Consider the following 14,705-nt stretch of genomic DNA (forward strand, 5'->3'; position numbering starts at 1 on the left):
TGATTAGGTGCTTCATCGCTTTTTAGTCGGAAAAATAAGAAACTGCCTGTATTGGAACAGGCAGTTTCTTATTTTAAACAGTTGCCTCGTTATGAGGGCGTTTCAATTCAATTTTGATTTTTTCCAATCGATTGTCTCGTACTGATTCTACAGTGAAGAGCATGTTTTCATATTCCACAACCGTATCGGCATCTTCATCTGGAATCGATCCGATACGGCTTAGAATGAAGCCAGCAATTGTATCAAAGTTCGGAACATCGATATCTGTATCAAAGAAATCATTGAATTCATCGATCTGCAGGGAACCGCTCGCCATATACGTATTATCATCGATACGGGTCAGCTCTCCTTCGATTTCATCATATTCATCATCTATATCTCCGACAATCTCTTCAATCATGTCTTCCATTGTGACAATACCAGAGAAGCCGCCATACTCATCGATCAGGATTGCAAGGTGATTATGAGTCTGCTGCAATTCTTTTAAAAGATCATCAATGTATTTTGTCTCAGGTACAAAATGTGCTTCGCGCAAAATCGCTTCGAGTCGGACTCCATCGAATCCATACTCCCGTACTGCTTTGAAATAATCCTTCATATTCAATATACCGACGATTGTATCGCTGTCTGTCTGGTAGACTGGAATTCTGGAGTACTTCTGCTCCAGCAGAATATCTGCGAGCTCTTCTGCCGGGGTATCAATGCTCAGTGTGAATGTATCTGTTCGCGGTGTCATGATTTCGCGTGCTATCTTATCATCAAGGTCAAAAACCCCTTTGATCATGTCGAACTCATCCGCATTCAAAATACCTTCCTGCTGTCCAGTCTGTGCGAGAAGCTTGATTTCTTCCCTGGAGACCTTCTCAGCTTCTGCATCACTTCCTACACGAGTGATTTTCACAAGTACATTCGTGGAGAAGGAAAGGAATTTAACAAATGGCATTGCGATTTTACTTATAAATAGTATCGGTGTGACAGAGAATCTTGCAATCTTCTCCGCGTTTTGAAGGGCAACCCTTTTTGGGAACAATTCACCGAACACAAGTGTTACATAAGACAGCAAGATAGTGATGACCACAACGCTAATTTGCTGTGCGTAAGGAATATCTCCCAAAACACCAGCGAATCGATTTGCAAGTCCGGTAGCAGCGGAGGCACTCGAGAAGAAACCTGCCAGCGTAATACCTACTTGGATCGTAGCGATAAACTTACTCGGATCAGCAATAAGCTTTTGCAGCAGTGCTGCTTTCTTATCACCTTCATCTGCTTGCTGTGAGATGCGGTTCTTATTCAGTGAGACCAATGCAATTTCTGCTGCAGCAAAAAAAGCATTTAGAACTGTTAAAATACCAATCAATACGAGTTGGAGTAAAACTGGACTCCCAGGATCATCCGGACTATTCATGTATAAAATCTCTCCCTTAAAAAAATAAACGCAAAAAATGCGTTTTCATTATATCCATTATACGCTTTTTTTATATGTAATCCAAATACTGTGCATGTATTAGTATATCCGGGAACTTGGGAATTATTCCAATGCCCGGAGCTGCTGGCGAAGCGATTTGATCTCGATTTCCATCGCCTCAAGCTGCCTTTCCATGTGGGCTGCACCTGCACCGCTTGATGCCAGTTTATCGGCGTCGGCCTGTACACTTGCATACGTCATTTTCAATTCAGCCAGTTTGGTTTCCAGCTCTTGTTTATTCATATCATCACCTCTACACTTAGAATAGAAAAGAAGAAGTCTAAACGTCAAGCGGGAGGGGAAAGAATGCGTTTTATTCTGGAGCAGGATGTGAATAAGCTGCTGTCAATTACGGAACCGATATTGTTGAAGCATGAAGCAGAGAATAACTTACTTTTAGGTTTGCTCGGCAGAATGGCAGAGGGAGGAGATATGGAATCAGTTTTTGGATATGGAGAAGATCATGACGGAATTCGCACAGTCTTCTTGCATACCAAAGGGAATCGAATCATTCTTTCTCATGAAACAGTATGGACTGATGAAGAAGCAGCTGAGCTCGCTCAGCTCGTACAAACATTGACGCCAGATCTTCCAGGTGTCATCGGACCTGTGGAACAGGCCAATCAGTTTGCGCAAGCTTGGCAGCGGCTTAACGGGAAACAAATTAAGGTCCATATGAATCAGTTCATCTATCAGCTCGATAAAGTAAAAGATGAAGGTTCTGCCAGAGGGCAGATGAGGGCGGCCCAAAACGCTGATTTTGCCCTGTTGCGTGATTGGCTCATTCGATTTGGAAAAGTTACTGGAGAACATATGCCAGAGGAACGAGCTGACGCGGTTATCGGCAGGATGATCGCGCAAAAGCGGATGTACGTTTTGACGGTCGATGGCAACATCGTGAGTATGGCAGGCTGCTCAAGGGAAAGCCGCAATGGTATTGTGATTAACGCTGTATTCACTCCAGAGGAACAGCAACGAAATGGGTATGCCCAGACACTCGTAGCTGCACTTTCATCGAAGTTGCTAGATGAAGGGAAGCAATTCTGCTGTCTGTTCACAAATGCGGATAATCCTGGCCCTAATAAGCTGTACCAGAAAATCGGTTATCGACGCGTGGCAGAAAGCTGTGCAATCGATTTTAAGTAAGAGAGGGCCGTCACAAAAAGTGACGGCCCTCTTAGTATTAGATCTTGCCTTGGAAAGCAGCAAGTTCACTATAGAATTTATCGAATGCTGGAATATCCATTTGCTGACCAGCATCAGACAATGCCACAGCAGGATTCGGATGAACCTCAGCCATTACTCCATCTGCACCGACAGCTAATGCAGCTTTCGCACATGGAAGCATAATGTCTTTTCGGCCAGTAGAATGTGTTACGTCAACCATAACAGGAAGATGAGTTTCTTGTTTCAATATTGGTACAGCCGAAATATCCAGTGTATTTCGTGTCGCTGTTTCGTATGTCCGGATTCCACGTTCACAAAGGATGATTTGACCATTGCCCTCGGAGTGGATATATTCAGCCGCTGCAATGAATTCTGCAATAGTACCAGACAAAGCACGTTTAAGCAGGATAGGTTTATTAGTGCGTCCTGCTTCTTTCAGCAACTCGAAGTTCTGGGCATTACGAGCACCAATTTGGATAACGTCGACATAATCAAGTGCTTTCTCGATGTCATGAGGAGTGACGATTTCACTGATGACAGCCAAATCATATTCATCAGCCGCACGCTTCAGAATTTCCAAGCCCTCTACGCCTAAACCTTGGAAGTCATATGGCGAAGAACGTGGTTTGAAGGCACCGCCGCGAAGTAATTTAAGCCCTTTGTCTTTCAAGGATTCCGCTACCGCAGCCACTTGATCGTAGCTTTCCACAGAACATGGTCCAAAGACGAAGCTTGCTTTGCCAGTACCGACTTTTTCACCTTTTAAGTCGATAACTGTATCTTCGTTTTTATAAGCACGGGACACAAGCATTGGACGCTTGCTTGCAGCTTCTTCTTCTTTCGTCTTAGCTTGCATGACGGCCTTGAAGATAGCATCCATTGTGGAATCTCCAAGCACACCAGCTTCATTCTGTGCTTTTAGTTCTGCCAGAAGAAGTTTTTCAGACTGGCTGCGGTCACTTTCAGGAAGATCCTTCAGCTGCTGCTTAAGGCTTGCCTGTTCGTTCAACAATTTCAACAGCTCGAAATGTGTTTGTTCGTACTGTTTTTTCAGCTCCAAAACATTTGTAGTCTGCATAAGTAGATCCTCCTTATAAGTATGGAATACCCCAAAATCGCCTTCAATAGCCCATTCAGCCGGAATCAGTTATCTTGCAAGCCTGAATTCCCGGTTCCCGGGGAATACCTTGCAAACCGCTGCCGCACTGAAACGGGTTATGGAAGAAACACAACATCAACATCGCTAACCGAAATAAATACAATGTTGAAAATATTATCCCTATACTACATGCTTTTATAAATAAATACAAATGAAAGCTCCAAAGTATGCAGAAAAAAGGACGATAGTACCTATTTACCCGCGTTTGCCTATTTATCTCATTTTTGTTGTATTCTTTATAATTTATTTACATTTAGAGTAGGCTGCCGATCTTTCCGACGCTTGATAACAAAATCGGTCAGCGTGAACAAAAATACGAGTAAAAATAAGAAACTCGACATTTGGAACAGAGAAGATGTCGAAACAAATTGGTGCAGAATTCCAAGGATGACGGCGCTCAATCCGATACCAAAATCGATAGATGAATAGTACATACCATTTGCAATACCGCTTCTCTCAACATCTGTCTTAGAAATTGTCCACGCTTGCAAAGCGGGGATCATAGACCCATAACCGAGTCCGAATAAGGCACCAGAGACAATGAAATACCAGTTAGCGGTTGCTATGCTGAGTATCCACATGGCAACGAATGCAATAACGGAACAACCCATGATTAGCACCCATGGTCCTTTGGCATCGAACAACCGACCTGTGAATGGTCTCGAAACCGTTGCGCACAAAGCATTGGCCAAATAGAAAAGGAATGTTCCTGTCAGATTCTGTTCCTGTCCAAATAGAACAAGATAAGTGACGATGGAACCGTACCCGAATGATGTAAGGAATGTAATAAATACAGGATAAGCACTTTTCTTTTCAATTAATGACTTAAAAAAAGAAAATTTCGGTGGCTCAGCTTGGTTCCGTGACAATGCCTCCGGCTCAGCATAACGTGTTAATGCCAAGAATAGAAAAGCAATCATGCCAAGTGCGATAGATACAAATATGAGCGTCTGAAAGTTATAAGTCTGATAGAGGAAGATACCGACACTTGGTGCAATGATCATACCGATTGTAATAGAGAGGCCGAAATAACCCATGCCTTCTCCGACACGTCTCCTTGGTACAAGATCAACCGCGGCTGTGCCGTTTGTTGTAGTGCTCCATCCCCAAGCTGCTCCATGCAGAAAGCGGAAAATTAACAGAAGCGTAACGATTTGAGTGAAGGGATAAAGAGTTGCACAGACGAGCAAAAGGAAAGAACCGATCAATATCGGCATTTTCCTTTTCTTCGTCAGCAGGATATGACCAATGAATGGCCTGATAAGAATAGCGGCAATCGAAAACGCCGTTGTTACCAATCCTACCTGTAAGCTGCTACCACCAATCGAAGCGATGTACGGCGGCAGATTCGGCAGCAGCATCTGGAAGCTCATAAAAGTGAACAGATTGCCTATCAATAAGAAAATGAAGGCTTTCGTCCATAAAGGAGGCTGTTTGTTTACCATTAGTGTAGCCTCCTAGTCTGCCTGAATTCCAGCAGCAGATTTTTTCTTCATCCTATAATCGACCCATTCATGATAGAAGTGGGAGATTATAGTCTTGCACACCGCATAGAATGGGATGACGAACAGAAGACCGAGAAAACCGGCAATGTTTCCGGCTGCCAGTATGAGTGTAATAACTGTCAGCGGATGGATACTTAGTGCTTTTCCCATGACATTTGGAGAAATAAGGTTTCCTTCAATCTGCTGGGCAATAAGCATGACGACTGCTGCTAAGATAGCTAGCTTTGGCTCTTGGAAGAAAGCAACTAAAATTGCAGGTACAGCTGCTAGGTATGGACCGAGAAACGGAATGACGTTAAAGACCAGTCCGATAACAGCGAGAGTGAAGGCATACTTCAGCCCAATAATCGCATATCCGATAAATAGCATCGTGCCGACACACACTGATACAATGAACTGACCTTGGATGAAGGATGCTAACGTATGATTCAAATCCTCCATCAGCTTCTTAACACTGGCACCTTTTCTCTTATCGAAAAATTTTGTTATAAATGGAATCAATTTCTCTCCGTCTTTAAGCATAAAGAATAAGAAAAAGGGTATCAAAACCAATGTGAACAAGAAGTTGACCAGGCTGGAAATGAATCCGATCAGATAACCTGGAATATCCTGCAAACTGGATTGTAAGGTTGTTGCGAAATTCTGGATGGATTCCTCCACTTGATCAGGCAATGCAGAGTGATTCTCCTCCCAATAGTCCACAATCGACGTGAGCTGGTTAGTGATGCCAGGAATGTTATTCACCAATGCCTGATATTGGGTTTGCACGATTGGTGCAGCGAATCTGTAGACGAAATATACCAGAGCAATCAAGAGCAGGAATATCGTTAGAATAGCTACCCATTTCGGGAAGCGGATCTTCTCCAGGAGCCGCACGAGCGGTTTTGTGATATAGAATAAGAGGCCGGCTGCAATCATTGGGAATGCAATCGCTCCTATGTATGTAGCCAGAGGCTGGAAGATGAAATCGACTTTCGCAATCAACAGTATTAGTGTGAAAGTCAGAACAGCGGCCACAAGGCCTTGGAACCATTTTTTCTGAGTCAACTTAGATCAGTATCCTTTCCAGTTATTGATATAGCTAAGCATAGCATAGCCGGGCTATGGCGTAACCCTTTCCACAAGTATTTATTAAATTTCCAGCAGTATGGGATTCTGCGCCATTTCCACCTATAATGTGGTAGGATATCACTATACTTATTTTTCAGGAGGAAAGCTCATGGTATGGCAAGATACATATAAAAAATGGAGTACTTTTAAAGCACTTGATCCGAAATATAAAGAAGAACTAACAAAGCTCGCTGATGATGAAGCTGCTTTGGAAGATGCTTTCTATAAAGAATTAACATTTGGTACAGGCGGTATGCGCGGTGTGCTTGGTGCGGGAACGAACCGTATGAACATCTATACTGTCCGTAAAGCTGTAGAAGGTTTAGCAGTATATATGGAAAAGAACATTTCTGATTATAAGGATCGCGGCGTGGCGGTTGCTTATGATTCCCGCTATATGTCACCGGAATTTGCGGATGAAACAGCACGCGTTCTTGGAGCGCATGGTATTCGTGCGCATGTATTCGAGTCCCTGCGACCGACTCCGTTACTTTCATTTGCCGTACGGCATCTGAATGCTGCTGCTGGTATTATGATTACAGCAAGCCACAATCCACCTGAATATAATGGCTTCAAAGTCTATAACGAAGACGGCGGCCAAATTCCTCCGGAGCAGGCAGAAGCTATCATCGCTGAAATTGCGAAAGTCGAAAACGAACTGGCTGTAGAAGTGGAAGAAATGGAAACTATCCGTACAAACGGATTGCTGCATTCTATAGGAGAAGATGTGGACAGTGCTTACCTGAAAGAACTGAAAACGATCTCGAATATGTCTGATTCTGCGAAAGAGCAATTGGACAAGCTTCAAATCGTGTTCACTCCGCTGCACGGTACATCTCATGATCTTGTTCTGCGCGGATTGGATCAGCTTGGCTTCCAAAATGTACATGTGGTTAAAGAACAGGCTCAGCCGGATCCGGAATTCTCTACAGTTGAATCTCCGAACCCTGAAGAGCATCAAGCATTCACGCTTGCAATGGAGCAAGGACAGGAAGTTGGAGCGGACGTACTAATTGGAACAGATCCTGATGCAGACCGCCTAGGAGTTGCAGTACAGGATGGAAAAGGTGCATATCAAGTGCTTACTGGGAACCAGCTTGGTACTTTGATGCTTGATTACGTGCTGGCGAATGCTTCAGAAGAGGATTTGCGCAATGGGAAACTTGTCAAAACAATCGTAACGACTGAAATGGGGCGTGCGGTAGCAGCTTCTTATGGCGTCGATACAATTGATACACTTACTGGTTTCAAGTATATCGGAGAGAAGATCAAGCAATTTGAAACAACAGACGAGAAATTCTTGTTTGGTTACGAAGAGAGCTATGGCTATTTAATTGGTGACTTTGTCCGCGATAAAGATGCAGTTCAGGCTGCTATGATTGCTTGTGAAATGGCTGCTCATTGGCGCGCTCAAGGCAAGACGTTGCTTGAAGCATTGCATGTATTGTATGAGAAGCATGGCTTCTTCCTGGAAGATCTTCATTCCATTACGCTAAAAGGTAAAGATGGCGCTGAGAAGATTGCCGCTATGATGGACGCTGTCCGTGCAGACACACCGCAAAATCTTGGTGGCCTGAATGTACTTGCAGTGGAGGATTATTCTACACAAACACGCCGCAATCTAGATTCTGACACAGAAGAGAAAATGACACTTCCGAAGGAAAATGTAATCAAGCTCTTCCTCGAGAAGGATAGCTGGGTATGTCTTCGTCCATCTGGAACAGAACCGAAAATTAAGAGCTATTATGGCGTTAACAGTGCAAGCCGCGAAAGCAGTCTAGAGCTGTTAGAGAAATTGAAAGCAGATCTTGCCAATTACTTGCAATAAAATGTTGACATTCTTCTGATATTCAAATAGACTGAATGTGTGATAAGCGCAATATGCTTTTAAAGGGGAGTAGCTGTACAGTAAAGTCGTCATTCCGAGAGAAATCTCCGGCTTTATTGGCAACTCAGACGTTGTTAGCGAGACCTTTACCATCTTGGTAAAGGTCTCGCTTTTTTTTAGTAAAAAGTGTTACGCCTTTACAAAGGTGGGGTATGATTGCAAAGAAAATCGCATACTACACTTAAAGGAGCGTAACTACATGGATGCACAATTACTTCTCGAGTATGGCTGGGTTCTGATTGTCCTTGTCGGACTTGAAGGACTACTTGCAGCGGATAACGCATTAGTACTCGCAATCATGGTAAGGCATTTGCCTGAAGAACAACGTAAAAAAGCACTTTTCTATGGATTAATGGGAGCATTTGTATTTAGATTCTTATCCCTATTCGTCATTTCTTTCCTTGTCGATGTATGGCAAGTACAGGCGATTGGTGCTGCGTATCTATTGTTCATATCCATAAAAAACCTGTACGACAAATTCAGTGCCAAGAACAATGATGTTGCTAACAAGAAGCCGAAAAAAGAGAGTGGCTTCTGGATGACTGTTTTGAAAGTCGAGCTTGCTGACATTGCTTTTGCAGTTGATTCCATTCTTGCTGCAGTAGCACTCGCTGTTGCACTTCCTCCCACTGGCTGGGGCCAAGTAGGAAGCATGGATAGCGGACAGTTTTATGTAGTCTTTGCAGGCGGTATCATTGGTCTGATTATTATGCGTTTTGCAGCTAACATTTTCGTGGATCTTCTCCACTCTAGACCAGCATTGGAGATTGCAGCCTTTATTATCGTAGGTTGGGTAGGGGTTAAGCTTACAGTTAGTACACTTGCTCATGATGCGGTGGGTGTGTTGCCACATGACTTTGCTCATTCCACTACTTGGAAACTAATCTTCTATGGTGTATTGGTTGGAATTGCAGTAGTCGGCTGGATTGTGTCCGGTAAAAACAAAGTAGATCATAAAAAAGAGGATTCCGCTGGCGGAACTGAATAATTTTAAAAAACCTTCTACCTTTTGGTAGAAGGTTTTTTTGAACAGACATTTTGTTTTTCTTGCTCATAAGCGTTAAAATAGAGGTAGTATACAGATAGTAGAAGGGGACGAGTACCATGTCAGAACATCACTTTCATTTAGCAGCAGACTGGCCGGGAGGAAGAAACAGCTCTGGTTCAATTGAAGCAGGTAACCTGAAGACGGAAATCAGCATTCCGCCAGAAATGGGTGGTCCTGGTATTGGTACGAATCCGGATGAGATGCTGCTCGGTGCAGCAGCTACTTGCTACATCATCACGTTAGCAGCAATGATTGAACGCGCTCATTTGCCGTTATCATCCATGAAATTGGAATCTGAAGGTATTGTTGACGAAACGAATGGTGTGATTACCTACAAGCAAATCATCCATCGGCCAACAGTATTTTTGAAAGAAGAAGCGACAGAGAAGCAATTCCAGATGCTGGAGAAGCTTGCTGTTAAGGCAGAAGAAAGCTGTATGATCACAAGAGCGATCAAAGGGAATGTAGAAGTCAGCTTAGAGGCAGACTTAAATATCGAGAAAAACTCTTAATAATCTTGTAAGATAAAGGACGGAAAGCGTATGAATAGTGAACGTGCGATGCATATTCTGAAAGAAAATGGCTTTAAACAGACAAAGCAGCGCGAAAAACTGCTGGATATTTTTCAGAAACGATCCCAGTATTCCGCGGTGACCGATCTTTGGAAAGAATTTCGTGAGGATTTTCCGAGTGCCAGCTATGATACCGTGTATCGTAATCTTTATACAATGGCCGAACTTGGTATCTTGGAGATGACAGCAATTGACGGAGATAAACATTTTCGTTTCCACTGCAATATAGAAGGCCATCATCATCATTTTATCTGCAAACAATGTGGCATTACGAAAGCAATTGATGTATGTCCGATAGCAGATGTGAAAACAGTGCTGCCGGGTGGCTATACAATAGAAAATCATAATTTCGAAGTGTATGGTATTTGCCCTGCCTGTCAATAATTGATAGGCAGTATTTTTTTGTGGATGAAAGAAACGTAATTACTACTGTTTACAAATAGTAATGGTTACGATATAATCTCGATTAGAGCTTATATGTAACGGGAGGAAATTATTTTGAAGAAATCATTACTTTTAATCAGTACAGCCTTAATTTTAGTTCTGCTTGCAGCTTGTTCTGATGGCGGCAGTCAGGATAGCAGTGAAGACGGGAAAATGAAGGTATATACAACGATTTATCCGATTCAGTATTTTGCTGAACGAATTGGTGGGGACCAAGTAGAAGTAGAGTCTGTGCTGCCACCAGGAAGTGACGCACATAACTTCGAACCAACATCGAATCAGATGGTGGATATTGCTAAATCGGATGCGTTCCTGTATTCCAGTGATGAATTAGAAACATATGCTAAAACAATTGCTGATGCAGTTGGAGACGAAGATGTTAAGATAGCGCAATTAGCAGATGGTATTAACTTACTTCCTTTTGACGAAGAGCATGATCATAGTCATGAAGCTGCGGAAGAAGAACATGATCACAGTCATGAAGCTACAGAAGAAGAACATGATCATGATCATGAAGAAGAGGCTGCAGAAACAGAGGAAGAGCACGACCATGGCAGTATCGATCCACATTACTGGCTTGATCCAGAGCGTGCGAAGCAAATGGCTGAGAATATGAAAAACACGCTTGTTGAGCTTGATCCAGATAATAAGGCAACATATGAAGACAACTTTACAGCTGTAGCAAAAGAATTGGACGAGCTTGATCAGAAATTCCAGCAGGCTGTAGAAGGCAAAGATAACAAGAAAATCATTGTTTCTCATGCAGCATATGGGTACTGGGAGGACCGTTATGGTATTGAACAGATTGCTATAACTGGTCTATCACCGACAAATGAACCTTCGCAAAAGGAATTAGAGGAAATCATCCATACTGCAGAAGATAATAAATTGAACTATGTGTTGTTCGAACAAAACATCTCGCCGAAGGTTGCAACCATTGTTCAAGATGAAATCGGAGCAGACGTACTCAGAATTCATAACTTAGAGACAGTCACCGAGGATGAAATTGATGCAGACGAAGATTACTTCAGTCTGATGGATAAAAATATTGAAACGTTGGAGCAAGCTTTGACGAACGAATAAAGGCTGTGATAAAAGATTCAGCTAAACGAAGACCCGAACTTTTACGTGAATTCTGCGTAAGTTCGGGTTTTTGTTTGATGCTCAAAATATAATTCGTTATTTGTAATCGCATGCAGTTATAACTCAGCTTCTCTTTATGTTTCGTGAATATTCTAATTTTACGTTATAATAGGTGGGTATATTTGTTTTTATGGAGGGGTATTCAAATGAAAAAATTCGAAGAACAGCTGCGACAATTTGCTAAACTGGCTATCCAGACCGGTGTTAATCTTCAAAAAGGACAAGGACTTCTGCTTGTCGCTCCGATTGAATCTGTACGTTTTACTCGAATGGTAGCGGAAGAGGCGTATAAAGCAGGTGCTAAAGATGTACATACAGAATGGTTAGATGATGAGCTGGTTGTACAGCGTTATACACATGCTCCAATCGAAGCTTTAGAGAATGTACCTGCATGGAAATTTCATGCTCGTAATGAAATGGTTAAGGACAATTACGCAGTTCTAAATATCCTTGGTGAGAATCCGGATCTTTTGGAGAAAGTAGATGGATCTAAAGTTGCGGCTTATATGAAAGCTGCCGGAAAAGGATTAACTCCATATCGTGATTACATGATGAAAGATAAGATGCAATGGTCGATTGTTGCTTATCCGACAGTAGCATGGTCCAAGAAAGTGTTCCCAGAAAAATCGGTTGAGGAAGCACAGGAAGCAATGATGGAAGAAATCCTTCGCATCAGCCGAGTGACTGGAAATGAGGATCCTAATGCTGCATGGAAGGCGCATAATAAACAACTGCACCTAGCTGCCGATTATATGAATAAGCAGCAGTTCACTAAGTTGATTTATAAAGCAAAAGGCACGGATTTGTCAATCGAGCTTCCGAAAGGACATATTTGGAGCGGTGGTTCTGGTCCGACAGAAGCAGGTGTCGATTTCAACGCTAATATCCCGACTGAAGAGGTATTCACAATGCCGCATAAGAATGGTGTGAACGGCACTGTGTCCAGTACATTGCCATACAACTTCAATGGCCAGCTGATTGAGGATTTCCAGTTGACTTTCAAGGATGGCGAAGTGGTGGACTATAAAGCAGAAAAAGGTCAGGAAGCGTTGAAAAACCTTCTGGAAGCAGATGCTGGTGCTAAACGACTTGGCGAGGTAGCACTTGTACCGCATAAGTCTCCAGTTTCACAATCCGGATTGATTTTCTATAATACATTGTTTGATGAAAATGCTTCTTGCCACCTTGCATTAGGAAAAGCGTATCCTACTTGTATTGCAGGCGGCAATGATATGACCGCTGCAGAACTTGAAGCAGCTGGCGTGAATGATAGTATCATGCATGAAGATTTCATGATTGGATCTGCTGATCTTGATATCGACGGTGTGAAAGAAGACGGCACTACTGTTGCAGTCTTCCGCCAAGGAGCATGGGCGTTCGAATTCAAGTGATCATACCAATTGGATAATAGAATCCAGCCTTTGGCTGTTCCTGACTTCCTCATAGGAAGCGAAGGGGCAGCCTTTTTGGCGTAAACGCTCCGGTACAGTGAAAATGGTGAAGTCTTCTAGCGTTAGGCCTTGTCTCACTTCTTCCCAAAACAAAGGAGTACTAACGGTACCGCTGCTGCGTTTTCGAGCCGTGTATGGAACTGGCAATGTTTTTCCCATCCCGAACTGGACATAATCTATATACAAACGCTCTTGCCGATTCTTTTTCATTCTTTCGATTGTAAAAAGATCTGGATGCTGCTGAACGAGTAATCTTGCCAATGCTTCCGTGAAGGTGCCTGCTTGTTCGTAGGATAGCTGGTTGTCCGGTAACGGGATGTACAGCTGCAACCCTTTGCTGCCGGAAGTCTTAATAAACGTAGAGAGCTGCATTTGATCCAGCCATTCTTTAAGTAAATTGGCGGCCTTGATAGCCAGTGGAAGTGCATCATCTGTTGGCGGATCAAGATCAATCGCGATTTCCCGCGGAAAATCATTTCCGATATGGTGAAATGGTGCATGAAATTCGATACTTCCATGGTTTGCAAACCAAATCAAAGTCTGCAAATCTGAGCACTGCAATGATTTCGTATCAGGTATAAAATCTGGTGCATAATCGGGTCTGTGCTTTTGATAGAAAAAGTCAGCTTCAATTCCATCCGGACAGCGGATAATTGTCGTCTCCCGATTTTCCATATAAGGCAGCATGAATGGCGCAACCGTCCGAATATAAAGCAGATAACGCAGCTTATCAATATGTGCTTCCTCCCAATAAAACTTGTCCAGTTTGCTCAGTTCGACTGTTTGCGGAAACTGAGCAAGATCTATGACTGCTTGTTGTTCTGTACAATCTGCTGCTATTACTGATGGGGCTAAACTATGGAATCTTGGTTCCCGTAATTCATCGTCCCCCTGCCCAAGACAATTTATTTTGGCACAAACTGCTGGAGGGAGAAGAAGAAGGTTATTTTCTACCTTTCCATTTTCTTTAAAGAAAGCAGTAAGAGTGCTTCGTTCTGTTTCTTCCATCCCATGCTTGCATTTACCTATCGGTACGAAATGACCTGTACTATCTGCCATCTCTGCATGAAAATAATCATTTTCCTTATCATAAGCTGTCAGGACAGCGGTGATTGTACGCCAATTTTTGATCTTGTACCAATCATGGTGCTGTTTACCGGTCTTATATGTACTGGCTGAGCGTTTGGCTATAATACCTTCTCCTTGATGTAAAACAACAGAATCCATCAGAGCTGTTGGATCTAAGGAATAATCCACGAATTGTATAGCTCCTGCTTGATCAACAAATAGGTTGACTAGCTCCTGCAATGCTTGTTTACGGGAGGATAACCGTCGCTTTTCCTGACTTTTCCCACCGTCAACCAGAAGATCAAAAGCCATCAGCACAGCAGGACGTTTAGAAGCAATTTGCTTGATTCGTTCAGCTGCTTTCAATCTGCCGCGTGATTGGAGCAAGCCGAAATCTCCGCTTTTTGCATTCTTCGGCACAATTAGTTCACCATCAATCGAGAAAGGAATGTGCTTATGCGCTAATTGCTTCTGCTGTTCAGCATACATGATGATTTCCGGAAATTGGGCTGATAAATCAACTCCATTCTTGCTTGTCAGCGTCACACTGTCATTTGTAACCGTTAAAACAGCTCTAAACCCATCATACTTCACTTCGTATATCCATCCATCCCCGACAGGACAGACATCCCGATAAATCGGTTTCATTACCTGCATTATATCTCTCTCCTTTCTTTCTAGTTTG

General features: G+C 42.9%; 13 protein-coding genes. 7 read left to right on the forward strand and 6 right to left on the reverse strand.

The window, feature by feature from the left end; translation table 11 throughout:
* Positions 1 to 73 precede the first annotated feature (73 nt).
* Positions 74 to 1,405, reverse strand: coding sequence for a hemolysin family protein (locus GZ22_RS14425; protein WP_038563941.1), 1,332 nt, complete (start codon positions 1,403 to 1,405; stop codon positions 74 to 76).
* Positions 1,406 to 1,528: 123 nt separating this feature from the next.
* Entirely contained in the window at positions 1,529 to 1,708 is a 180-nt protein-coding gene (locus GZ22_RS14430) for an SE1832 family protein (RefSeq protein WP_038563944.1), read from the reverse strand.
* Positions 1,709 to 1,771: 63 nt separating this feature from the next.
* Between GZ22_RS14430 and GZ22_RS14435 the strand changes: the two genes are divergently transcribed.
* Positions 1,772 to 2,611, forward strand: a complete 840-nt coding sequence (locus tag GZ22_RS14435) for a GNAT family N-acetyltransferase (protein ID WP_038563946.1) — start codon at positions 1,772 to 1,774, stop codon at positions 2,609 to 2,611.
* Positions 2,612 to 2,648: 37 nt separating this feature from the next.
* On the opposite strand, the gene GZ22_RS14440 is transcribed toward GZ22_RS14435, so the two are convergent.
* The 3 genes from GZ22_RS14440 to GZ22_RS14450 form a co-directional block, all read right to left on the reverse strand.
* Entirely contained in the window at positions 2,649 to 3,710 is a 1,062-nt protein-coding gene (locus GZ22_RS14440; RefSeq protein WP_038563948.1) for a bifunctional 3-deoxy-7-phosphoheptulonate synthase/chorismate mutase, read from the reverse strand.
* Positions 3,711 to 4,027: 317 nt separating this feature from the next.
* Positions 4,028 to 5,236, reverse strand: coding sequence for an MFS transporter (locus GZ22_RS14445; protein WP_038563951.1), 1,209 nt, complete (start codon positions 5,234 to 5,236; stop codon positions 4,028 to 4,030).
* Between the two features lie 12 nt (positions 5,237 to 5,248).
* Positions 5,249 to 6,343, reverse strand: a complete 1,095-nt coding sequence (locus tag GZ22_RS14450) for an AI-2E family transporter (RefSeq protein ID WP_038563952.1) — start codon at positions 6,341 to 6,343, stop codon at positions 5,249 to 5,251.
* Positions 6,344 to 6,515: 172 nt separating this feature from the next.
* Between GZ22_RS14450 and GZ22_RS14455 the strand changes: the two genes are divergently transcribed.
* From GZ22_RS14455 to GZ22_RS14480, 6 genes are all read left to right on the forward strand, one after another.
* Complete coding sequence (locus GZ22_RS14455) at positions 6,516 to 8,234, forward strand: phospho-sugar mutase (RefSeq protein ID WP_038563955.1); 1,719 nt, start codon at positions 6,516 to 6,518, stop codon at positions 8,232 to 8,234.
* A 259-nt stretch (positions 8,235 to 8,493) separates the two neighbouring features.
* Positions 8,494 to 9,282: a TerC family protein gene (locus tag GZ22_RS14460; RefSeq protein WP_038563958.1), complete on the forward strand. Its 789-nt coding sequence runs from the start codon at positions 8,494 to 8,496 to the stop codon at positions 9,280 to 9,282.
* A gap of 116 nt (positions 9,283 to 9,398) precedes the next feature.
* Positions 9,399 to 9,854: an OsmC family protein gene (locus GZ22_RS14465; RefSeq protein ID WP_038563961.1), complete on the forward strand. Its 456-nt coding sequence runs from the start codon at positions 9,399 to 9,401 to the stop codon at positions 9,852 to 9,854.
* 30 nt (positions 9,855 to 9,884) lie between these two features.
* The gene (locus tag GZ22_RS14470; RefSeq protein ID WP_038563964.1) at positions 9,885 to 10,298 is read left to right on the forward strand and encodes a Fur family transcriptional regulator; all 414 of its coding nucleotides are present in this window, start codon (positions 9,885 to 9,887) and stop codon (positions 10,296 to 10,298) included.
* A 114-nt stretch (positions 10,299 to 10,412) separates the two neighbouring features.
* On the forward strand, positions 10,413 to 11,441 hold the full coding sequence (locus GZ22_RS14475) for a metal ABC transporter solute-binding protein, Zn/Mn family (RefSeq protein ID WP_038563966.1): 1,029 nt from the start codon (positions 10,413 to 10,415) through the stop codon (positions 11,439 to 11,441).
* 206 nt (positions 11,442 to 11,647) lie between these two features.
* On the forward strand, positions 11,648 to 12,892 hold the full coding sequence (locus GZ22_RS14480; RefSeq protein WP_038563969.1) for an aminopeptidase: 1,245 nt from the start codon (positions 11,648 to 11,650) through the stop codon (positions 12,890 to 12,892).
* On the opposite strand, the gene ligD is transcribed toward GZ22_RS14480, so the two are convergent.
* Complete coding sequence (ligD, locus tag GZ22_RS14485; protein ID WP_038563971.1) at positions 12,893 to 14,677, reverse strand: DNA ligase D; 1,785 nt, start codon at positions 14,675 to 14,677, stop codon at positions 12,893 to 12,895.
* Between the last annotated feature and the right edge of the window lie 28 nt (positions 14,678 to 14,705).

Origin of the sequence: Terribacillus saccharophilus, from assembly GCF_000725365.1 — a bacterium.
Lineage (GTDB): Bacteria > Bacillota > Bacilli > Bacillales > Amphibacillaceae > Terribacillus > Terribacillus saccharophilus.

Excerpts from the sequence above, each read along its gene's own strand:
- GZ22_RS14425 (WP_038563941.1), bottom strand. The coding sequence starts at position 1,405 with ATGAATAGTCCGGATGATCCTGGGAGTCCAGTTTTACTCCAACTCGTA.
- GZ22_RS14430 (WP_038563944.1), bottom strand. The coding sequence starts at position 1,708 with ATGAATAAACAAGAGCTGGAAACCAAACTGGCTGAATTGAAAATGACG.
- GZ22_RS14435 (WP_038563946.1), top strand. The coding sequence starts at position 1,772 with ATGCGTTTTATTCTGGAGCAGGATGTGAATAAGCTGCTGTCAATTACG.
- GZ22_RS14440 (WP_038563948.1), bottom strand. The coding sequence starts at position 3,710 with ATGCAGACTACAAATGTTTTGGAGCTGAAAAAACAGTACGAACAAACA.
- GZ22_RS14445 (WP_038563951.1), bottom strand. The coding sequence starts at position 5,236 with ATGGTAAACAAACAGCCTCCTTTATGGACGAAAGCCTTCATTTTCTTA.
- GZ22_RS14455 (WP_038563955.1), top strand. The coding sequence starts at position 6,516 with ATGGTATGGCAAGATACATATAAAAAATGGAGTACTTTTAAAGCACTT.
- GZ22_RS14460 (WP_038563958.1), top strand. The coding sequence starts at position 8,494 with ATGGATGCACAATTACTTCTCGAGTATGGCTGGGTTCTGATTGTCCTT.
- GZ22_RS14465 (WP_038563961.1), top strand. The coding sequence starts at position 9,399 with ATGTCAGAACATCACTTTCATTTAGCAGCAGACTGGCCGGGAGGAAGA.
- GZ22_RS14470 (WP_038563964.1), top strand. The coding sequence starts at position 9,885 with ATGAATAGTGAACGTGCGATGCATATTCTGAAAGAAAATGGCTTTAAA.
- GZ22_RS14480 (WP_038563969.1), top strand. The coding sequence starts at position 11,648 with ATGAAAAAATTCGAAGAACAGCTGCGACAATTTGCTAAACTGGCTATC.
- ligD (WP_038563971.1), bottom strand. The coding sequence starts at position 14,677 with ATGCAGGTAATGAAACCGATTTATCGGGATGTCTGTCCTGTCGGGGAT.